The 19655-nt window shown below is 58.1% G+C and carries 20 protein-coding genes; 8 read left to right on the plus strand and 12 right to left on the minus strand.

The annotated features are described in order from the left end of the window. Window positions 1-4: 4 nt before the first annotated feature. From LPQ25_RS11735 to blr, 4 genes are all read right to left on the minus strand, one after another. Entirely contained in the window at window positions 5-445 is a 441-nt protein-coding gene (locus LPQ25_RS11735) for a DUF2569 domain-containing protein (protein WP_002907654.1), read from the minus strand. Window positions 446-520: 75 nt separating this feature from the next. After that, window positions 521-736 (minus strand): transcription modulator YdgT, encoded by a 216-nt coding sequence (gene ydgT / locus LPQ25_RS11740; protein ID WP_002907652.1) that lies wholly within the window; start codon window positions 734-736, stop codon window positions 521-523. 216 nt (window positions 737-952) lie between these two features. Beyond that, a complete protein-coding gene (locus tag LPQ25_RS11745; RefSeq protein WP_004180160.1) occupies window positions 953-2323 on the minus strand; it encodes a GH1 family beta-glucosidase in 1371 nt (456 codons plus the stop codon). A gap of 115 nt (window positions 2324-2438) precedes the next feature. After that, window positions 2439-2576, minus strand: coding sequence for a division septum protein Blr (blr, locus tag LPQ25_RS11750; RefSeq protein ID WP_004227851.1), 138 nt, complete (start codon window positions 2574-2576; stop codon window positions 2439-2441). A 190-nt stretch (window positions 2577-2766) separates the two neighbouring features. Here blr and LPQ25_RS11755 point away from each other — a divergent pair, with 190 nt between their 5' ends. Further along, window positions 2767-3807 carry an oxidoreductase gene (locus tag LPQ25_RS11755; protein WP_014907495.1) on the plus strand — a complete coding sequence of 347 codons (1041 nt, stop codon included), beginning with the start codon at window positions 2767-2769 and terminating at the stop codon, window positions 3805-3807. Window positions 3808-3842: 35 nt separating this feature from the next. Here the strand turns inward: LPQ25_RS11755 and add are convergent, their stop codons facing one another. Next, window positions 3843-4844 carry an adenosine deaminase gene (gene add, locus LPQ25_RS11760; protein WP_004151209.1) on the minus strand — a complete coding sequence of 334 codons (1002 nt, stop codon included), beginning with the start codon at window positions 4842-4844 and terminating at the stop codon, window positions 3843-3845. A 156-nt stretch (window positions 4845-5000) separates the two neighbouring features. Beyond that, on the minus strand, window positions 5001-6155 hold the full coding sequence (locus LPQ25_RS11765; RefSeq protein WP_041168959.1) for an MFS transporter: 1155 nt from the start codon (window positions 6153-6155) through the stop codon (window positions 5001-5003). Between the two features lie 274 nt (window positions 6156-6429). On the opposite strand from LPQ25_RS11765, the gene LPQ25_RS11770 reads away from it, so the two are divergent. Further along, window positions 6430-6813: a winged helix-turn-helix transcriptional regulator gene (locus LPQ25_RS11770; RefSeq protein WP_004143807.1), complete on the plus strand. Its 384-nt coding sequence runs from the start codon at window positions 6430-6432 to the stop codon at window positions 6811-6813. A gap of 243 nt (window positions 6814-7056) precedes the next feature. Beyond that, a complete protein-coding gene (locus LPQ25_RS11775) occupies window positions 7057-7242 on the plus strand; it encodes a hypothetical protein (protein WP_002907644.1) in 186 nt (61 codons plus the stop codon). A gap of 9 nt (window positions 7243-7251) precedes the next feature. On the opposite strand, the gene LPQ25_RS11780 is transcribed toward LPQ25_RS11775, so the two are convergent. Then, window positions 7252-7614 (minus strand): hypothetical protein, encoded by a 363-nt coding sequence (locus LPQ25_RS11780; protein ID WP_004143806.1) that lies wholly within the window; start codon window positions 7612-7614, stop codon window positions 7252-7254. Window positions 7615-7873: 259 nt separating this feature from the next. Between LPQ25_RS11780 and cybB the strand changes: the two genes are divergently transcribed. The 3 genes from cybB (at window position 7874) to LPQ25_RS11795 (ending at window position 9924) form a co-directional block, all read left to right on the plus strand. Then, window positions 7874-8401 (plus strand): cytochrome b561, encoded by a 528-nt coding sequence (gene cybB / locus LPQ25_RS11785; protein ID WP_002907640.1) that lies wholly within the window; start codon window positions 7874-7876, stop codon window positions 8399-8401. Window positions 8402-8505: 104 nt separating this feature from the next. Then, window positions 8506-8781, plus strand: coding sequence for a metal/formaldehyde-sensitive transcriptional repressor (locus LPQ25_RS11790; protein ID WP_002907563.1), 276 nt, complete (start codon window positions 8506-8508; stop codon window positions 8779-8781). Between the two features lie 24 nt (window positions 8782-8805). Continuing rightward, the gene (locus tag LPQ25_RS11795) at window positions 8806-9924 is read left to right on the plus strand and encodes an S-(hydroxymethyl)glutathione dehydrogenase/class III alcohol dehydrogenase (RefSeq protein WP_004143804.1); all 1119 of its coding nucleotides are present in this window, start codon (window positions 8806-8808) and stop codon (window positions 9922-9924) included. A gap of 69 nt (window positions 9925-9993) precedes the next feature. On the opposite strand, the gene LPQ25_RS11800 is transcribed toward LPQ25_RS11795, so the two are convergent. The 4 genes from LPQ25_RS11800 to pcaH all read right to left on the minus strand — a co-directional run bounded on the left by LPQ25_RS11800 (window position 9994) and on the right by pcaH (window position 15124). Further along, entirely contained in the window at window positions 9994-12366 is a 2373-nt protein-coding gene (locus LPQ25_RS11800) for a membrane-bound PQQ-dependent dehydrogenase, glucose/quinate/shikimate family (protein WP_014907498.1), read from the minus strand. A 300-nt stretch (window positions 12367-12666) separates the two neighbouring features. Beyond that, the gene (locus LPQ25_RS11805) at window positions 12667-13611 is read right to left on the minus strand and encodes a LysR substrate-binding domain-containing protein (protein ID WP_032439458.1); all 945 of its coding nucleotides are present in this window, start codon (window positions 13609-13611) and stop codon (window positions 12667-12669) included. Between the two features lie 155 nt (window positions 13612-13766). Beyond that, a complete protein-coding gene (gene pcaG / locus LPQ25_RS11810; RefSeq protein WP_004175889.1) occupies window positions 13767-14387 on the minus strand; it encodes a protocatechuate 3,4-dioxygenase subunit alpha in 621 nt (206 codons plus the stop codon). Beyond that, the gene (gene pcaH, locus LPQ25_RS11815; RefSeq protein ID WP_014907499.1) at window positions 14384-15124 is read right to left on the minus strand and encodes a protocatechuate 3,4-dioxygenase subunit beta; all 741 of its coding nucleotides are present in this window, start codon (window positions 15122-15124) and stop codon (window positions 14384-14386) included. Before pcaH ends, pcaG begins: the two co-directional genes overlap by 4 nt. A 239-nt stretch (window positions 15125-15363) precedes the next feature. Here pcaH and hglS point away from each other — a divergent pair, with 239 nt between their 5' ends. Together hglS and LPQ25_RS11825 are read left to right on the plus strand one after the other, a co-directional pair. Then, window positions 15364-16707: a 2-oxoadipate dioxygenase/decarboxylase HglS gene (gene hglS / locus LPQ25_RS11820; protein WP_002907549.1), complete on the plus strand. Its 1344-nt coding sequence runs from the start codon at window positions 15364-15366 to the stop codon at window positions 16705-16707. 41 nt (window positions 16708-16748) lie between these two features. Next, window positions 16749-18254, plus strand: coding sequence for a carboxylesterase/lipase family protein (locus tag LPQ25_RS11825; protein WP_014907500.1), 1506 nt, complete (start codon window positions 16749-16751; stop codon window positions 18252-18254). Between the two features lie 46 nt (window positions 18255-18300). Here LPQ25_RS11825 and LPQ25_RS11830 read toward each other — a convergent pair whose 3' ends face one another. Further along, window positions 18301-19389 carry an NAD(P)-dependent alcohol dehydrogenase gene (locus tag LPQ25_RS11830; protein WP_002907491.1) on the minus strand — a complete coding sequence of 363 codons (1089 nt, stop codon included), beginning with the start codon at window positions 19387-19389 and terminating at the stop codon, window positions 18301-18303. Window positions 19390-19655 lie beyond the last annotated feature (266 nt).

A 19655-nucleotide genomic window follows, 5' to 3' on the forward strand; every position in this document is an offset into this window, starting at 1 on the left:
GGTATTACGGATTAACAAAAGTCCGTTTTACCCGCTGCGAACGGCGAAAATAGGGCGCCAGCAGCGCAGCGGCCAGCAGCGGAAACAGCAGCTGACGCAGGGCAAGCACATCCGAGACCGGCGAGAAGGCAAAAGCCTTTATCGCCAGCAGCAGGGTGATGAGCAGCCAGATAATGTAGTGTTTCGGCACCACCGAGCGCCGCTTGAAAAAGGCGATAGTCAGCCAGAGCGTGTAATACCACATGGCGAGGGCAAACAGCAGCGAGGCGACCCACAGCGCCATATGGCCCGCGCTCATGGCGCGCAGTAGGGTATAGGTCTGCGGCGACATCAGCGCATTGGCAAAAAACAGCAGCGATAACGAGGCGCTCAGCAGCGCCACCAGCAACCAGGCCAGCGGAGCCAGCAGCCATCCGCCGATGCGCTCTGCAGATTGAGACGTCATGTTTCTCCCCTATTCAACGCCAGTGAATAAAATCAGGCCGGGAAGTATAAGCAACTGGCGTGAAGGATGACAGCCTTACTGCACGAATCGCCAAACGGATTTAGGAACCTGGCCTACATCGAACAATTTACCACCGGAGACCAGCTCTGCGCGACGATGATCGGCGGCGCGATACATATTCACGATCTCCTGGGTGTCAGTCAGGGAGTAGTTAAGGTGATCAAATAGTTTTTCAAGGCTTTCCAGCGAACTGATTTTGCGAAATTTTAATAAGTAGTCCAGCACGGTCATTTTCGTATCCATTTTATAATCGGAATTATTGCGTTGAATATTATCAGCATTCACTAAACCTACTCTCAACCAACGGCGCCTTCTGCTGGGGCCGCGTGGAATGAATCAGGTTATATAAACCCATGACAAGGGGCAAAGCCAGCCTTGAAGAGCAGGGAGAAGTTTAAGAATATTCTAAAATCAGACCGGGCGCCGAATGGCGCCCGCAAGAGAAGATTAACGCTGTTCGCCGTGACTGGCAATAACAGATTTGTACCAATAAAAACTCTTCTTTCGTTTCCGCGCCAGATTTTGCTGGTGATCGACATAGACAAAACCATATTGCTTTTGGTAGCCGTTGAGCCAGCTCAGCAGATCGATAAATGACCAGGGGTAATAGCCGCGCACATCTGCCCCCAGCGCCAGCGCTTTTTCGAGGGCGCCAATATGGCTGCTGAGATAATCAATCCGCGGGTCGTCGACCACTTCCCCGTCAATAATCGGGTCCTTCGCGCCGAGGCCATTCTCGGTGATATATATCGGAATATCGCCATAGCGCGCCTTAATCATCATAATGCCGTCAGTTAGCCCCTGCGGCCAGATTTCCCAGCCCCATTCGGTATATGTACTCTGGGGATTACGCACGAAATAGAATAATCCCTCCACGCCAGGCTCGCCGCCGGTAGCGATCTCAGGCGGCTGGGCAGATACCGTTTCCCGGCGATAGTAATTCAGACCGATAAAGTCGCAGCGGTTGTCACGGAGCAGCGCGTCGTCGCCTGGAGCAAAGCGAGGTACCCCCCACAGCGCCTGGGTCTGCGCCAGCAGGTCGGCAGGATAGGTGCCTTTCAGCACCGGATCGTACAGCCAGTGAGTATGGATGGCGTCAGCCAGTTCGGTGGCCTTAATGTCCGCCTCGCTGTCGGTGAGCGGGGTATGCGGTTGCAGTACGTTGACGAAGCCAATCTCGCCGGCCACAGCCATCTCGCGAAAGGCCTTCACCGCCAGCGCATGGGCGATAAATACGTGGTGGCAGGCCTGAATGGCGCGCGCCGGATCGCGGACCGCCGGGGGATGGAGGCCGTTAATGTAGCCGTGCCCAATGAAGACAATGGTTTCGTTGAAGGTAGCCCACAGCTTCACCCGTGAACCAAAGCGCGCATAGCACAGGCGGGCGTACTCGGCGAAGGCCTCGGCGGTAGTGCGCGCTTCCCAGCCGCCCTCATCCTGCAGGGCCTGCGGCAGATCCCAGTGATAGAGGGTGATCATCGGCTCAATATTGTGCGCCAGCAGTTCGTCGATCAGATCGCTGTAAAACTGGACTCCCGCTTCATTCACCTTACCGCGCCCGGCGGGCAGCAGGCGGGGCCAGGAGATGGAGAATCGATAGCTTTGCAGGCCCATCTCGGCCATTAACGCCACGTCTTCGCGAAAACGGTGATAGTGGTCGACGGCAATATCGCCGGTGGTGCCTTCAAAGGTGGTACCCGGCAGATGAGAGTAGATATCCCAGATTGACGGTCCTTTACCGTCGGCGTCGTGTCCTCCCTCAACCTGATACGCTGCGGTAGCGGCACCCCATAAGAAATTGTGCGGAAAAGCGGCCATGAAAAAGCTCCCTGTCTGATGATAAAGGGAGTGTAATAAAAGCGCGAACATATGTGCAACCGGTTTCTGAAACCGGTTGCACAGTTGCGAGGCGGGTCACTGTTTTAACGCGGAGCTACTTCGTGTGCACCACATCCGCTGGCGGTGGGGACTGATAGTTATCTATATGGTGTGCGATAACCAAAAGCAGTGCCGAAATACCAAAAACAATCCAGCCAATAAGTTCTACAATACGGGTAAAAACAGTTGTCATAACACTTCAATATCCTTTGAACACAGCGTGAAATGTTACTCGATGGTCAGCAGATCACAAGGGGTATCTGTCTGATTTCTCTCACTTGCATGTAAGTCGCAAAGTGAGGAATGATAAGTTTTGCTCACGGTTTGTAAAATTATTCTCATTAACCTGGTGTTGATATCAGTTGCATAAGCGAGGCGGTAAGATGAGCGATGCGATCCGGGTGGGGCTGGTGGGGTTCGGTTACGCCAGCAAAAAGTTTCATGCGCCGTTGATCGGCGGCACGCCGGGTATGGCGCTGAAGGCGGTCGCCAGCAGCGACGCCGATAAGGTCCATGCCGATTGGCCTGGCGTGAAGGTAATGAGTGCGCCGGGGGATCTGCTGGACGACCCGGATATCGATCTGGTGGTCATCGCCACCCCGAACGACACCCACTTTCCGCTGGCGAAAGCGGCGCTGGAGGCGGGAAAGCATGTTGTGGTGGATAAGCCCTTTACCGTGACACTGTCACAAGCTCGTGAGCTGGAAAGCCTGGCGAAGCACTGCGGTCGGATACTTTCGGTGTTTCATAACCGGCGCTGGGACAGCGATTTCTTAACGGTCAGCGCGTTAATCAACGAAGGTCAGCTGGGGGAGGTGTGTTACTTCGAGTCGCATTTCGATCGCTTCCGACCACAGGTGCGCCAGCGCTGGCGTGAGCAGGCGGGTCCTGGCAGCGGCATATGGTATGACCTCGCGCCGCATCTGCTCGACCAGGTCGTGGTGCTGTTTGGCCTGCCGGTAAGCATCACGGTGGACCTCGCGCAGCTTCGGCCCGGCGCGCAATCCACCGACTATTTTCACGCCGTGCTGGCCTATCCGCAGCGGCGGGTAGTACTGCATGGTACGTTACTCGCCGCCGCGGAGAGCGCGCGCTTTATCGTCCACGGCTCGCGGGCCAGCTATATTAAGTACGGTCTTGACCCGCAGGAGGAGCGGCTAAAAAACGGTGAACGGCTGCCGCAGGAGGACTGGGGATATGATATGCGCGACGGTACCCTGACCCGCGCCGAAGGGGATGAACGTAGTCAGGAGAAATGGCTGACGCTACCGGGTAATTATCCCGCCTACTATGCCGCTATCCGCGACGCCCTTAACGGCGTAGGGGAAAACCCGGTCCCGGCCAGCGAGGCGATTCAGATAATGACCCTGATTGAGTTGGGTATTGAGTCGGCCAGACATCGCGCCACGCTCAGCCTGGTCTGAGGAGGAGCCCGGCAGCACGGCTGCCGGGCCGGTTATCAGCCTTTGGCAACCCGCTGAATGAGGGCGGCTTTTTCCTGTTCGCCGAGGAACGCCAGGGTCAGGCCGTTGATCTGCGCCTGACGGATCTGCTCCCGGCTCAGCCCTGCCGCCGGCGCCGCCACGGTATACTCGTGAATGATGTCCACACCCTGGACCGCCGGATCGTCGGTGTTGAGGCTCGCCAGCACGCCGTGCTCAAGGAACTGCTTCAGCGGATGCTGGGCCAGGGAGGCCACGGTGCTGGTTTGCACGTTCGAGGTCAGGCAGGATTCAATCCCGATGCGGTGCTCGGCCAGGTAGTCCATCAGGGCTGGATCCTCTACCGCTTTAACCCCATGGCCGATGCGCTCCGCGCCCAGCTCACGAATGGCCTGCCAGATACTTTCCGGGCCGGCCGCTTCGCCCGCGTGGACGGTGATATGCCACCCGGCGTCGCGGGCCTGGTTAAAATGGTTGCGGAACAACGTACCCGGGAAGCCGAGCTCATCGCCGGCGAGGTCGAGGGCTGTGATGCCCTCGCGGTGGGCGAGCAGCGCCGCCAGCTCTTCCTGACAGGCGGCTTCGCCGAAGGTGCGGCTCAGAATACCGATCAGCCGGGCGTCGACCTGGAAATCGCGGCATCCCTCTTGAACCCCGGCAATTACCGCCTCTACCACGCCGTCGACCGGCAGCCGGTGGGTCATCGCCATATAGCGGGGAGAGAAGCGCAGCTCAACGTAGTGCAGGCCATTTCGCGCCGCGTCTTCGACGTTCTCATACGCCACGCGGCGACAGGCTTCCAGCGAGGCCAGGACCTTTACCCCCCAGTCGAGCTTGGCGAGGAAACTAACCAGATCGGGCTCAAGGCTGGTGACCTGGACATGAGGACGCAGCGTGTCGAGGGTGGTTGCGGGAAGAGCGATATTAAATTCGCGGCCAAGATCGAGGATGGTTTGGGCCCGGATGTTACCGTCAAGATGACGATGAATGTCGGTTAATGGCAATGAGGAATCAATCATGGTCGCACTCTTTTTTTAGTTAAAGTGCACGTCATTATACAACATGAACATAACTGTTTAAAAGCATTGAAAAATGTATGCGATACAAATAGCTGGCAGCAATCAGGTCAGCATTACGGTCTTTTTGACTGGCCCCTTTAAAACGCAGAACGAATATCATGATTGACGCGATCCTGACCAGATCAGAAATGCACACGCGCTGACCGTGGCGCCCGCAAGGCAGACCGCCTGCCATCCCCAGTGGGAATAAAGCTGTGTGGCAACGATAGCCCCTGTCGCGCTGCCCAGCGAATAAAAACACATGTAAGCCCCAACCAGGCGGCTTGCCGCTGCAGGCCTGGCGGCAATGATCAGGCTCTGGCTGGAGACATGAACGGCCTGTACCGCAAAGTCCAGCGCAATGACGCCAGCTATCAGCCAAAGCAGAGAGGTTTCGGCATAGCCGATAGGAAGCCATGAGATGGTCAGCAGCGCCAGCGCCAGGCCGGTAGTGCGCTGAGCCCATCCCTGGTCAGCCCACTTGCCCGCTCTGGCGGCGGCCAGCATGCCAGCGAAGCCGGCTAAGCCAAACATCCCCGTCTGGGTGTGCGAGAGGGAAAGGGCGGTGAGCGGCATGACCATGGTCGTCCATAGCATGCTGAAAGCGGCGAAGATAAATAGCGCCAGGATCCCGCGCTTTCTCAGTTGCGGCTCGGTGAGGTACAGCTGAAACACGGACTTCAATAAGGAAAGGTAAGTCGGCTTTTGCGGCTGCGGCTGCTGCGGGGGCGAAGGCATGATTTTCCAGACGACCCCTGCAATCACCAACATCAGACAGGCAGCCGTGAGATACACGGCTCGCCAGCCGGCGATATCGGCTATCGCGCCTGAGATAAACCGAGATAACAGGATACCTGAAACAATGCCGCTGGTCAGGGTACCCACCGCCTGGCCTCGTTTCTGCGGCGTCGCCAGTACTGCCACCCAGGCCACCAGCACCTGCACCACCACGGCCATCAGGCCGACGATCAGCATGGCGCCAAGCAGAGTTGCTATATTGGGGGATAACCCTGCCGCGACTAACGCCGCTACTGAAAGCAACAGTTGACTCATCACCACGTATTTACGGTTCAACCAGTCCCCGAGCGGAACCAGGAACAGCAGGCCAATGGCATAGCCCGCCTGCGTAGCGGTGATGACGCTGCCAATCATGCCTGGCGACACCTTCAGGCTGACCGCCATTGAGTCGAGTAAAGGCTGTGCTGAATAAACATTGGCTACTGCCAGCGCGCAGGTTAGTGAAAACAACGCCGTTATCCCTGTGGTCAGCATCGTGTCAGGGACTGACGCAGTTTGGATCCTTTGGCCGGTACATCTACTTGCCTTGCATTTCATAAGAGACCCTCTGGCTGGTTGCTTTTTAAAACTAGTATGCCTATAGAATTAGCCTTAGTGGTTTTTTTTTGCAACTGGTAAAGGTGAGGATTAAGCTAGATCAGTAGATAAATTGATAAGGAGCGCGCAGATGGCAAAGCAGGAATCACTTAGAACCAGTGAATGTCCGGTGGCGAGAACGTTGGAATCAATTGGTGAACGCTGGTGCCTGATGATTATCCGCGAAGCATTTGACGATGTGCGGAGATTCAGCGAGTTTCAAAAAAATTTGGGGCTGGCCAAAAATATCCTTGCCTCGCGGCTGAAGCATCTGGTTGATATCGGTATTTTCGAGATTTTACCGGCATCGGATGGCAGCGCATACAAGGAATATGTCCTGACTGAAAAGGGGCGCTCCGTGTTTCCCATTGTTGTTGCGCTGCGGCAATGGGGAGAGCGTTATATGTTTGAGCAAGGGGAAACCTATTCGGTCCTGCTGGATAACGCGCACGGCCAGCCCCTTCAGTATCTGGATGTGCGTTCCGCTCAGGGGGATAAACTGCAACCAGGCGACTGTCATCGCCGGCGCATTGTGTCCGATACCCGCGCCGAATAATGGCGTGAAGAATTTGCAGGATACCAGCGAGAATACGAGCGTATCGCTAAAGGGTCATGGAACAATCCTGACGTGTTTTTTTGCGAACTGCTTCTGATGCCAAAGCTCCGGACGCGTGAAAGTGACCCACCGCCAACCGCAGGAGGCGGTGCATAACCATTTACAATTATATTTTATTTGAATGTATTCATGTTACATATTAAATTCTGCTTACTTTATCGACGATGAGGCAAGGATGCGGATGTGGAGAGCGTAATCCATAACAATATTGAGGGTTTTCTGCTGTTGTTATTAAGCATGTGGCCGATTCTGCTGGTGGTATTCATTGGTGTCGCAATTTCATTCTATACCATGCTGTTACGTAAGACGGCGCTGGCCTGCCTGCTTTTCGCCCTCGCCATCGGCGCCGCAGGCTGGAGTCTCGCTTAGCCGCTGGCCTCAGGGTTTATCCAGCAGGCTCATACTGGAGGTGGCGGCGCCATCATTCAGATTGGCGGGCGAATGCCAGTCGCGACCCGCCAGCGCACTGTCGCTCTGTCCGCTGCCGACGCCTTGCTGCGTCGACAGCGATGAACCTTCCAGTGCTTCATCCGCCCCTGACCGATCGGGCAGGGAACTGGTATAGCCGCCATTATTCGAGTACGTATCCATGCCGTTGACTTCGTTAGGCACCGTGTCGGTAGTCGTACCGTCATCGTTAATGCAAAACGAGCCGCCAATGCCGTTTGGCTGACAGTCTGCAGCAAAAGCCGGACTGGCCAGCGCGGTCAGTAGCAATAACGGTAAGCCGATTTCCTTCATTCTTATCTCCCAGGGCCGTGTGGTCTGCCAGACATTCTGTACTATAGCGGCGGCAGTAGCGCGGTAAGTAACAAAACTGTGTAATTTTGTAATGACCGGTGGACGGTTTGTCGTTCGGCCAGGAAAGAGCGTGCGCTAAGCGTGGCATAGCGGCTCGGCAGAAAGCGGTAATCAATTGTTAATTCTACGTAAAGGTTAATGAAAATTTAAGGGAACGCCGCTATGTTGGCAGCATCATACTTTCCATAAAGGATATGCCATGCGCGATAAATATTCCGGCCTGCAGATTGGGATTCACTGGCTGGTTTTTTTGCTGGTAGTAGTAGCCTATGCGGCGATGGAGCTGCGCGGGTTTTTCCCCCGCAGTGAACGGCCATTGATTAATATGGTGCATGTTTCCTGCGGGATCACCATTTTCGTGCTGATGGTGGCACGTCTGCTGGTGCGGCTGAAATCGCCGGCGCCGCCGATCGTACCTAAACCATCGCCGATGATGACCGGTTTCGCCCATCTTGGTCACCTGGCGATCTATTTGCTGTTCATTGCCTTGCCGTTGATCGGCATGGTGATGATGTACTGGCGCGGTAACCCCTGGTATGCCTTTGGTCTGACCATGCCGTATGCCCCGCAGAGCGATTTTGAGCGGGTGGATACCCTGAAGGCGATTCATGAATGGTTGGCCAATGCCGGGTACTTTGTGATTGGCCTGCATGCTCTCGCCGCGCTGCTCCATCATTACTGGTGGAAGGATAATACTCTGCTGCGAATGATGCCTCGTAAGCGCTAAATCATCCTCTTTCACTTCCTGACCCCGTCCCGCGACGGGGTTTTTTTTGCCTTCACCGCTAATAGAATATAGTATACCCCCCTATATGATACGGAGGCGTAATCGTGCCACATTCACCTGAAGATAAAAAACGGGCGCTCAGCCGCGTAAGACGCATCCGCGGCCAGGTCGAAGCCCTTGAGCGCGCGCTGGAGTCCGGCGAGCCCTGTATGACTATTCTGCAGCAGATCGCCTCGATTCGCGGGGCGGCGAACGGCCTGATGGGCGAAATGGTGGAGATCCACCTGCAGGACGAGCTGGTCAGCGGCGACACCACCCCTGAGCAGCGGGCCGCGAGAATGGCAGAGGTCGGTCATCTGCTACGATCCTATTTAAAATAACATCACGACGAGGAAGAGACAGTTATGAAATCACGCGCAGCAGTGGCCTTCGGCCCCGGTCAGCCGTTAAAAATCGTTGAGATTGACGTCGCGCCGCCGAAAAAAGGCGAAGTTCTGGTGAAAATCACCCACACCGGGGTGTGTCATACCGATGCCTTCACCCTCTCCGGTGACGATCCGGAAGGTGTCTTCCCGGCGGTGCTGGGCCATGAGGGCGGCGGGATTGTCGTGGAAGTAGGCGAGGGCGTCACCAGCCTTAAGCCGGGCGATCACGTCATTCCGCTGTATACCGCCGAATGTGGCGAGTGCAAATTCTGTAAGTCGGGTAAAACCAACCTCTGTCAGGCGGTGCGTGCCACCCAGGGTAAAGGGCTGATGCCGGACGGCACCACTCGTTTCTCGTACAATGGCGAACCGATCTATCACTATATGGGCACCAGCACCTTCAGCGAATATACGGTTTGCGCCGAGATTTCGCTGGCGAAAGTCAATCCGCAGGCGCCTTTGGATAAAGTGTGCCTGCTGGGCTGCGGCGTAACCACCGGTATCGGCGCGGTGCATAACACGGCGAAGGTCAAGGCCGGGGATAGCGTCGCGGTCTTTGGTCTGGGCGGCATTGGTCTGGCGGTGATCCAGGGCGCGGTGCAGGCGCAGGCCGGGCGCATTCTGGCGGTTGATACCAACCCGGATAAATTCACTCTCGCTAAAGAGATGGGCGCGACCGATTTTATCAATCCGAACGACTACGATAAGCCGATTCAGGATGTGATTGTTGAGCTGACCGACGGCGGGGTGGATTTCAGCTTCGAGTGCATCGGCAATGTAAATGTGATGCGCGCGGCGCTGGAGTGCTGCCATAAAGGCTGGGGTGAGAGCGTGATCATCGGTGTAGCCGGCGCCGGGCAGGAGATCAAGACCCGTCCGTTCCAGCTGGTGACCGGCCGCGTGTGGCGCGGTTCCGCCTTCGGCGGCGTAAAAGGGCGCAGTCAGCTGCCGGGCATGGTGGAAGACGCCATGGCGGGTAAAATTCGCCTCGATCCGTTTATTACCCATCGCCTGCCGCTGGAGCAGATTAACGAGGCCTTTGATCTGATGCATGAAGGTAAATCGATTCGCACCGTGATCCACTTTGGCGACCAGTAATCCCCGACGCTGAAGGCGAATCGTCACCCATAAAAAAAGGGCCCGGATGGGCCCTTTTGTTTATGTCGATCAGTGATGGTCTGGGAGCGCGTAGGCGATGATGTAATCGCCGCGATCCGGTGACTGACGGGCGCCGCCGGCATTGATAATGATGTACTGCTTACCGGTTTTCGGTGAGACGTAGGTCATCGGGCCGGACTGGCTGCCGACCGGCAGACGCGATTTCCAGATCTCTTTGCCGTTCGCGGTATCAAAGGCGCGCAGGTAGAAATCCTGGGTGCCGGCGAAGAACAGCAGTCCGGACTGCGTTGCCAGCGATGCGCCAAGGGTCGGCATGCCGATTGGAATTGGCATGTGCATACGGATCCCCAGCGGCCCGGTGTCTTCTACGGTGCCAACCGGCACCTGCCACACCAGTTTCCCGGTTTTCAGATCTACCGCGGACATGGTGCCGAACGGCGGCTTCTGGCACGGAATGCCCAGCGGCGACAGGAAACGTTCGCGCATCGCGCCAAACGGCGTGCCTTCCATCGGCACGATGCCCATCTCGATCCCGCTGGCGTCTTTCGCCACCTTCGCGCGCGGCACCATATAGTTGGCCAGGCCCAGACGCATATCGTTGACAAACATCAGGCTGTTGTTTGGATCCAGCGAAACACTGCCCCAGTTCATGCCGCCGAGCGAGCCCGGGAACTGCAGGGAACGGTCTTCACCTGGCGGGGTAAAGACGCCCTGATGGCGCATCTCTTTGAACTGAATGCGGCACAGCAGCAGGTCGATCGGTGTCGCTCCCCACATATCGGACTCGGTCAACGTCTGGTTGCCGATCATCGGCATCCCTACCGAGTAAGGTTGCGTCGGCGAGTAGCGTTCACCTTTGACGTTGCCCGCCGGCACCGGACGCTCTTCCACTTTGGCCACCGGCTCGCCGGTCTCGCGGTTGAGCATAAAGATCATGCCCTGCTTGCTGGTCTGCACCAGCACCGGGGTGGTGCCGCCCTTGCCGTCAGGCAGATCGTACAGCAGCGGCTGAGACGGCAGGTCAAAGTCCCACAGATCGTGGTGTGTGGTCTGGAAGTGCCAGCGCACCTGGCCGGTGGTGGCATCCACAGCCACGATAGAGGAGCTGTATTTATCGTCCAGCGCGGTACGTTCGCCGCCAAAGAAATCTGGCGTGGCGTTGCCGGTGGGCAGATAGATCAGATTCAGCTTCGCGTCGTAGGACATCGCCGACCAGACGTTTGGCGTACCGCGCGTGTAGGTCTGACCTTCCGGCGGAACACCGGTCAGCGCTGGATTGCCCGGATCCCACGCCCATGCCAGTTTGCCGGTGTGGACATCAAACGCGCGGACCACGCCCGGCGGTTCGCCAGTGGAGTAGTTATCCGCGACGCGGCCGCCCACCACCACCACATTGCCCGCCACCAGCGGGGTGGAGGTCTGCTGATAGTAACCCGCTTTCACTTCACCCATGCCGACGCTGAGGTCGACAATACCGCCATCGCCGAAGTTTTCGCACAGTTTGCCGGTATCGGCATCAATGGCGATCAGGCGGGCGTCGATGGTCGGCAGGAACAGACGACGGGAACAGGCGGCCGGCTGCGTGCCTGACGCTGGCGCGGTTTGCGCCTGGCTATCTGCGTAATACCCTAAGCCGCGGCAGCGCTGCCAGTTGGGTGAAGAGGATTTGGAGTCATAGCGCCATTTCTCTTTTCCGCTGTCCACATCCAGCGCCAGCACTTTACTGTAAGGGGTACAAACATAGAGAGTATCGCCAATCTGCAGCGGGGTGTTCTGATCTTCTGCGCCCGAGCCGTTGCTCTGTGGGATATCGCCAGTATGCGCTACCCAGGCAACCTGTAGCTGGTTGACGTTTTGTTTGTTGATTTGGTCGAGGGCGGCGAAACGGTCGCCGTGGGTGGTGTTACCCCAGTGCGCCCAGTTTTTCTGCTGTTCGCCTGGCGCGACGGGCTTGACTGGTACCGCTTCAGTCGCGCTGACCAGCGGTGCGGATTTGAACATCCAGCCAAAGCTCACCGCCAGCGCCACGGCGAGAACGGCGGCGACACCATAGGCCGGGCCTTTTTTCGCCGGTGGGCTGGCGAGGAAAGGCCAGACCAGGGCGGCCAGGAAGGCCAGTACGCCGAGCGCAAACAGGCGCGAGAAGAGCGGCCAGTAGTTCCAGCCAGCGTCACTAATCGCCCAGATCACCGAGGCGATAAACGCCACGGCGTATAACAGAATACCGCCGCGGCGGTTGCGGAAAATCAACACCGCCGCGATGACCATGACCACGCCCATTAGCGCGAAGTACAGTGTTCCGCCGACGAGGGCCAGTTTTGCCCCAAGAATACCCACAGCCAGACCGATGATGAGCATCAGTCCGGCGAGAAGCCACTGCAGGATCCGGGGGAATCCGCGCGGCGCGTTGCCAGTTGCCATGTAATCTCCTTAACCACACCAGCCACCTCACTGTGAACCAAATGAAACATGTTGCTTTTGAATCATTTTTGAATGAAGTGGTTTTAACCTTCATAAAACTGTATTTGTTGCTTGATTAGATTTCGAGTGAACCATTTGGTGAAATCGAGACATGATAGATCTGTTAAAGAAGTTTGCGCAAATGTTAATAAATAATTTCGCACTAAATGATTATTTTGCCGAATATGTCTAACGTCATGGGGAGCGGCGTCGGCGCGTTTGCAGGTTCCCCGGCCGTTGCGGGCCGGGGAGAAAGGGGGGTCAGGCAGGCATGGACTTACGGATAGCGCTGAGCAGCGTCTGCGTACCCGGGGTCAGTGTCGCATCGACGCGGGTTAAAATGCCGATGGGCTCTCCGGCGCCCTGGGTGGCGATTGGCAGGGCGGTTAGCACGCCACGGCGAAGATCGTCTTTTACCGCCCCGGAAGGGACAAACCAGACATAGTCAAAATCCACCGTCAGCTGGCGCGACAGGGAGGCGGAGAGGGTCTCGATGCAGCCGGCGGGCATCTTACAGCCCTGGCTCTGGAGCAGCGCTTCGGCGTTTTGCCGCGGCACGGTGCCTTTAGGTGAGACCACCACCGGCCACTCCATCACCCGACTAAGGGTCACTGTCTCCTGAAGCAGGGGATGTCCCGGGCGAACCACCAGCTTCAGGGATTCAAGGAACAACAGTTCGTAATGCAGCCCGCTCATCAGCTCCGGGTCGGACATACGTCCAATGCCGATGTCGATCTCCCCGGATTTTAAGCCGGCGAGCAGCATGGTGTTGTTCATAGTGGCGACCTGCAGCGTGATATCTTTTTGCTGCTTGTGAAACTGGCCGATCACCGTCGGCAGGATCCCCAGCGCGGCGGTGGGCAGCGCGCCGATGCGCACGATGTCGTTATTCAGGCCCTCTTTGCGGTTCAGCGCCTGGCCGGCCGAATTAAGGGCGTCAAGCACCTTAACGGCATGCGTCAGAAACTGTTCGCCGACCAGGGTTAGCTGCGCCCCAAGACGACCCCGCTCGAACAGCCGGGTACCGGTCAGCTGTTCTAGCTCGTTAAGCGTTTTCGAGAGTGCTGGCTGGCTCAGATTTAATGTTTCAGCCGCGCGCCCCAGCGTTCCCTGTTGAGCGACGGCCACGAAGGTGTGTAGATGGCGCAAGCGAATGCGCTGACTGAAGAGACCATTTTTTCCATAGTAAGATGATGTTAAAAACACAGCGGTGAAAGAGACAAGCGGACTTGTTTAAATTTGATAACCAGATAGCAAAATATTATTAACATTTGAGTTGGTTACATGACAAGATCTTTCCCTGTGGTTGAAAACGCCTTCGCCCCGCAGAAACGGGGCGAAGGTGGTGGTCACCGCGACGGCTAAATATCGAAAAAGACGGTTTCGTTCTCGCCCTGCAGATGAATGTCAAAACGATAGACCACTTCCGTACCGCGAACCTCGCGCTCGGCGATTAAGGTTTTGCGTCTCACCTCCCACTCGATGAGATTCAGCACCGGGTCGCTGGCGTTGGCCTCGTGTTCATCGGCAAAGTACATCCGCGTATTCAGGCCAATATTGATCCCACGCGCCACCACCCACAGGTTGACGTGCGGCGCCATCAGGCGGCCATCGCGACCGACCACCGGGCCCGGCTTGATGGTTTCAAAGCGCCAAATGCCGGAGGTGAAATCAGAGCAGGTACGCCCCCAGCCGCGGAAGGCCGGGTCGACGGCTTTCTGCTGTTGACGATCGTCAGGATGGTTATAGCGACCCGCGGCGTTGGCCTGCCAGATCTCCAGCAGCACATCGCGGACCGGCGTCCCGGAGCCGTCGATAACCCGGCCTTCAATGGTGATGCGCTCCCCGACGGTATCGGCGGTAGTGAGGACCGGGCCAAAATTTTTCTCAAAAATATGAAAGCCTGCGGCGTCCGGCGCCAGGCCGATATGAACATAGGGTCCCGCCGTCTGCGAGGCGGTTTCAGGCAGATACTCTTTCATCGGGCGGCCCCCTGAGTGCGATTTTCAAACAGCGTGGCGCGGTGGCCGCGCAGAACAAGGTCGAAGCGGTAGGCCAGACAATCCAGCGGTACGGCGGCGTGCAGGTCCAGCTCGGCGATCAGCGTGCGCACGGCGTCGTCATTCTTAATAGTCCTGACGATCGGGCACTGCTTAATCAGCGGGTCGCCTTCAAAATACATCTGGGTGATCAGGCGCTGGGCCCAGGCGTCGCCCGAGAGAGAAAAATGGATATGCGCCGGACGCCAGTCGCTGGCCTGGTTGCGCCAGGGGTAGGGGCCGGGTTTGATGGTGCGAAAACAGTAATAGCCGTTTTCATCGGTAAGCACCCGGCCGCAGCCGCCAAAGTTCGGGTCAATCGGCGCCAGATACTGATCTTTTTTATGCCGGTAGCGACCGCCAGCATTGGCTTGCCAGACTTCCACCAGCGTATTTTTCATCGGTCGGCCGAATCCATCTCGCACGTAACCGTGGACGATGATCCGCTCGCCGATCGGCAGGCCTTCTTTGGCATAGTTCAGGATTAGGTCATTATCCAGAGGGCCGAGGTCGTCGCGGCTAAATACCGGGCCGGTGATCTCTGACAGCGAGTTCTGCAGAGAGATGAGGGCGTTTTTTGGCGAGCGCAGGACGCTGGTTTTATAGCCCGGCGCGTAAGCGGGCGGGTGGCTACTGTAATCGCGATGGACAACCTCACGTGGGGACCATTTGTCGTTCATAGGGTACTCCGTGTAGACGGTAGAGGGGCATATTGTTGTAATGTCGCCAGAAGCAGTGTGTGTAAATGTATTGTTAATTTAAAGTGAAATTACCGGGTGTTTTTCATAACTATGGGTTATGTTTTGCGCACTGACCTGGGCCGGCGGCAGGTTATCGCCATCACAGTTTGTAAATTCTTCCCCCCGCCGCGAGGCAGCTTTCCTACACTCCAGGAAGTATTCACTGGAGGTAACACATCATGGCGAACACCATCACGGCTGATGAGATTCGGGAGCACTTTTCGCAGGCCATGTCGGCCATGTACCAGCAGGAAGTTCCGCAGTACGGAACGCTGCTGGAGCTGGTGGCTGACGTCAACCTGGCGGTACTGGAAAATAATCCGCAGCTGCATGAACAGCTCGCTAACGCTGACGAGCTGGCGCGCTTAAACGTGGAGCGCCACGGCGCGATTCGCGTGGGCACAGCGGAAGAACTGGCGACGCTCCGTCGCATGTTTGCCATCATGGGAATGTATCCCGTTAGCTATTACGATCTCTCGCAGGCCGGCGTGCCGGTCCACTCCACGGCGTTTCGTCCCATCGACGATGCCGCGCTGGCGCGCAATCCATTTCGGATTTTCACCTCGCTGCTGCGCCTGGAGCTGATTGAAAATCGCGCCCTGCGCGAGCGGGCCGAGGCGATCCTCGCGCGGCGCAAAATCTTCACCCCCCGCTGCCTGGCGCTGATTGCGCAGTATGAAGCAGAGGGCGAATTCACCTCTGCCGACGCGCGCGAGTTTGTCCAGGAGGCGCTGGAGACGTTCCGCTGGCACCGGCAAGCCACCGTCGATGAGGAGACTTACCATGCTCTGCATCGCGAGCACCGCCTGATTGCCGATGTGGTCTGTTTCCCGGGGTGTCATATCAACCATCTCACGCCGCGGACGCTGGATATTGACCGCGTCCAGTCCCTGATGCCGGAGTGCGGTATTGAACCCAAAGCGTTGATTGAAGGGCCACCGCGCCGGGAGGTCCCGATCCTCCTGCGGCAGACCAGCTTTAAGGCGCTTGAGGAGCCGGTGATGTTCGCCGGAGAACACCGAGGCACCCATAGCGCCCGCTTTGGCGAAATTGAGCAGCGGGGCGTGGCGCTGACGCCGAAAGGGCGCGCGCTGTACGATCGGCTGCTGCAGGCGGCAGGAACCGGGAAAGACAATCTCAGCCACCAGCAGCATCTACAGGAGGTGTTTAGCGAATTTCCCGACAGCGAATTTCTGCTCCGTCAGCAGGGGCTGGCCTGGTTTCGCTACCGCCTGACGCCCACGGGTGAGGCACATCGCCAGGCGTTTCGCCCGGGCGACGATCCGCAGCCGCTGATTGAGCGCGGGTGGGTGGTCGCCCAGCCGATTATTTATGAAGATTTTTTACCGGTCAGCGCGGCGGGCATTTTTCAGTCCAATCTGGGCAACGAAACCCAGGCGCGCAGCCACGGGAACGCCAGTCGCGAGGCGTTTGAGGCAGCTCTGGGCTGCCCGGTGCAGGATGAGTTTGAACTATACCGACAGGCGGAGGAGCGCAGCAAACGACGTTGCGGTCTGCTGTAAAATCAGTACCCTGCTGGCATCAGCCTTACAGGGAGCAGGTTATGCAACATCCGTCGAAACCGTTGGCGAAAACCCGTCAGGGAACGCTGGCCGGGAGCGCAGAACAGGGGATTCATATCTGGCGCGGCATTCCGTACGCCGCGCCGCCCGTGGGCCCGCTGCGCTGGCGCGCGCCGCAGCCAGCCGCCCGCTGGCAGGGGGTACGTCCAGCCGAGACCTTTTCCGCGGCCAGCTGGCAGGACATTGACTACTGCCGCGAGCTCGGCGGCGGCGATCCTGGCGCCTTCAGCGAAGACTGCTTATATCTCAACGTCTGGGCCCCGGCCAGCGCAGCGCAGCCGCTGCCGGTGATGGTCTGGCTGCACGGCGGCGGGTTTACCATCGGCGCCGGCAGCCTGCCGCCTTACGATGGCAAAGCGCTTGCCAGCCGCGACGTGGTGGTGGTGACAGTTAACTACCGGCTGGGCCATCTCGGTTTTTTCGCCCATCCGGCGCTGGAAGAAGAGGCGGGCGAACGTCTCTATAATTTCGCGTTGCTCGATCAGATTGCCGCTCTGCAGTGGGTTCAGGAGAATATCCACGCCTTCGGCGGGGATGCCGCCAACGTCACGCTGTTTGGCGAATCCGCCGGGGCGCGCAGCGTGCTGTCGCTAATGGCCTCCCCGAAAGCGAAAGGGCTGTTTCATAAAGCGATTATTCAGAGCGGGTATACGCTACCCGATCTGCCGCGGGAAAAAGCGCTGGAAAAAGGGCGCCTGCTGGCGGAACACTTCGCCTTACCGCAAGCCAGCGCTGAGGAATTGCGGGCGATCCCCGCGGAGGCCTTCTGGTCGCTCACCGCGCCGCTGAATACCGGGCCAGCGCCTATTGCCGGAGACGCGGTGCTGCCGCAGCAGATGCTGGAGACCTTCTTTGCCGGCCGCCAGCATCCGATACCGGTGATGATCGGCTCCAATAGCGATGAAGCCAGCGTGATGGCCGTGTTCGGCGTCGATATTGCCGGGCAGATCCAGAAGCTGCGCCGAGAGCGCCGTCTGGGGCTGGGGCTGATCAAACTCCTCTATCCCGGCGTGAAGGGCGATGAAGCGCTGGGGCGGGAAGTATGCCGCGACATGGCCTTCACCACCCTTGGTTATGTAGTGATGCAGGCGCAACAGCGCGTGGGTCAGCCGTGCTGGCGCTACTGGTTTGATTATGTCGCGGAAGCGGAGCATGACGCCTACCCGCATGGGGCCTGGCATGGCAACGAGGTGCCCTACGTGTTTGATAACCTGCGGTTGACCGACCCGGTGCGGCAGTACGCCAGCGAAGCGGATCTGGCCTTCGCCGCTCAGGTCGCTGACTACTGGGCGCAGTTTGCCCGCCTCGCCAGCGGCGAGCAGACGCTTTCCGGCGCGGTGCGCTGGCCGGCGTGCCTGCGCGGGCGGGATCGCCTGTTGCGCATTGGCTTGCATAAGCGCGCCGGGTTTAAAGTGGAGAACCGCTTTATGCGCGCCAGACTGGCGCTGTTTCGCCGGGTGATGAAGCATCACGTGACGCTGGAATAAATCCCATAATGCGCAACTGTCGCCACCGACCGGTGGCGACGTTATCTCACATGACCACCACCGGCTTGATCACCTTGCCGGACGCCGAATCGGCGAAGGCCTGGTTGATATCGGCCAACGGATAGCGGGCGATAAGCTTATCGATAGGGAATTTTCCCTGTTTATAGAGTTGAACCAACAGCGGAATAAACAACGCCGGCACGGCGTCGCCTTCAATCACCCCGACCAGCGATTTTCCCTCCGCCATCAGGTCGTTCTGCACGTTAAGGGTGATATCTCCGGTAAAGCCCACAATCGCCACCGTTCCCAGCGGTTTCACCGCGTGTACGGCCTGCAGAACGATAGCGGAGACGCCGGTCGTTTCCACCGCGTAGTGGGCGCCTTTACCGGTGATTTGTTTAATCACGGCGACGGCATCCTGTTCCTTGCCATTGATCTGATGGGTCGCGCCCAGTTCGCCCGCCAGGGCGAGGCGGCTGGCATGGATATCCACCGCGATAATCTGCGAACAGCCGGTTAATTTCGCTGCCATGATGGCGCTGAGCCCCACCGCGCCGCAGCCAAACACCACCAGCGATTCGCCGACCACCGGTTTCAGGCGGTTGAGCACCGTCCCGCTACCGGTCTGGATACCGCAACCCAGCGGGCCGAGCAGGGTGAGATCAACCTCCGGGTCGACCACGACCGCGTTGCTGGCGCGGGTGACCACATACTGGCTGAAAGACGACTGGCCAAAGAACAGGGACAGATCCTGGTCTCCCAGCCGGTAGGGGGTGGTGCCATCCTCGCGTCGGCCGCCAAAATTAAGCGTATTAAAATCTTCGCAAGCCGAAGGGTGGTTGCTTAAACAATTTTCGCAGTGGTGGCAGGCGGCGTAGCTGAGCACCACGTGGTCTCCTACTCTGATGCCGCTAACCGCCTCGCCGACGCTGGCAACGATCCCGGCGCCTTCATGGCCGAGGATCGCCGGCATAGGCACCACCCCGGGGTTGTCGCGCATCACGGCGTCGGTATGGCAGACGCCGGTGGCGACAATTTTCACTAATATCTCGTCCTTCCCCGGCGGGGCGACCTCGACGTCTTTGATGACAAAAGGCTGCTGGTAGCCCAGCGTGACGGCTGCTTTCACTTGCATGGCATGACTCCTGATTGAATTCCCTGGAGAGCGTGGCGGGACAGCCCGAACGGCTCTCCCCTGTTGGCCGCTAACGTGAAGAAAGATAGCGGTTATCGGGGAAAAGTTAGCACCAGGCGCGATGGAAATTTGCGCGAATCGTGCCTAAAAAACGCGCGCGGCGAGGAGCGATACATGGGGTGAATATTCAGCACTGGAGAATAGATTTCCCTTGAATAGTCAGGGGTAAAAAGCGGCAGGCAGCGTGTATGCCCTGACTACACGTC

Origin of the sequence: Klebsiella sp. KPN54798 (assembly GCF_021184225.1) — a bacterium.
GTDB classification, from domain to species: domain Bacteria; phylum Pseudomonadota; class Gammaproteobacteria; order Enterobacterales; family Enterobacteriaceae; genus Klebsiella; species Klebsiella pneumoniae.

What these genes read in the sequence shown, in the direction of transcription:
- LPQ25_RS11830 (WP_002907491.1), bottom strand. Translation starts at nt 19,389, where the DNA reads ATGCAAGTGAAAGCAGCCGTCACGCTGGGCTACCAGCAGCCTTTTGTC.
- LPQ25_RS11800 (WP_014907498.1), bottom strand. Translation starts at nt 12,366, where the DNA reads ATGGCAACTGGCAACGCGCCGCGCGGATTCCCCCGGATCCTGCAGTGG.
- LPQ25_RS11735 (WP_002907654.1), bottom strand. Translation starts at nt 445, where the DNA reads ATGACGTCTCAATCTGCAGAGCGCATCGGCGGATGGCTGCTGGCTCCG.
- add (WP_004151209.1), bottom strand. Translation starts at nt 4,844, where the DNA reads ATGATTGATTCCTCATTGCCATTAACCGACATTCATCGTCATCTTGAC.
- cybB (WP_002907640.1), top strand. Translation starts at nt 7,874, where the DNA reads ATGCGCGATAAATATTCCGGCCTGCAGATTGGGATTCACTGGCTGGTT.
- LPQ25_RS11755 (WP_014907495.1), top strand. Translation starts at nt 2,767, where the DNA reads ATGAGCGATGCGATCCGGGTGGGGCTGGTGGGGTTCGGTTACGCCAGC.
- LPQ25_RS11770 (WP_004143807.1), top strand. Translation starts at nt 6,430, where the DNA reads ATGATTATCCGCGAAGCATTTGACGATGTGCGGAGATTCAGCGAGTTT.
- ydgT (WP_002907652.1), bottom strand. Translation starts at nt 736, where the DNA reads ATGACCGTGCTGGACTACTTATTAAAATTTCGCAAAATCAGTTCGCTG.
- LPQ25_RS11765 (WP_041168959.1), bottom strand. Translation starts at nt 6,155, where the DNA reads ATGCTGACCACAGGGATAACGGCGTTGTTTTCACTAACCTGCGCGCTG.
- blr (WP_004227851.1), bottom strand. Translation starts at nt 2,576, where the DNA reads ATGACAACTGTTTTTACCCGTATTGTAGAACTTATTGGCTGGATTGTT.
- pcaH (WP_014907499.1), bottom strand. Translation starts at nt 15,124, where the DNA reads ATGAACGACAAATGGTCCCCACGTGAGGTTGTCCATCGCGATTACAGT.
- LPQ25_RS11825 (WP_014907500.1), top strand. Translation starts at nt 16,749, where the DNA reads ATGCAACATCCGTCGAAACCGTTGGCGAAAACCCGTCAGGGAACGCTG.
- pcaG (WP_004175889.1), bottom strand. Translation starts at nt 14,387, where the DNA reads ATGAAAGAGTATCTGCCTGAAACCGCCTCGCAGACGGCGGGACCCTAT.
- LPQ25_RS11780 (WP_004143806.1), bottom strand. Translation starts at nt 7,614, where the DNA reads ATGAAGGAAATCGGCTTACCGTTATTGCTACTGACCGCGCTGGCCAGT.
- LPQ25_RS11745 (WP_004180160.1), bottom strand. Translation starts at nt 2,323, where the DNA reads ATGGCCGCTTTTCCGCACAATTTCTTATGGGGTGCCGCTACCGCAGCG.
- LPQ25_RS11795 (WP_004143804.1), top strand. Translation starts at nt 8,806, where the DNA reads ATGAAATCACGCGCAGCAGTGGCCTTCGGCCCCGGTCAGCCGTTAAAA.
- hglS (WP_002907549.1), top strand. Translation starts at nt 15,364, where the DNA reads ATGGCGAACACCATCACGGCTGATGAGATTCGGGAGCACTTTTCGCAG.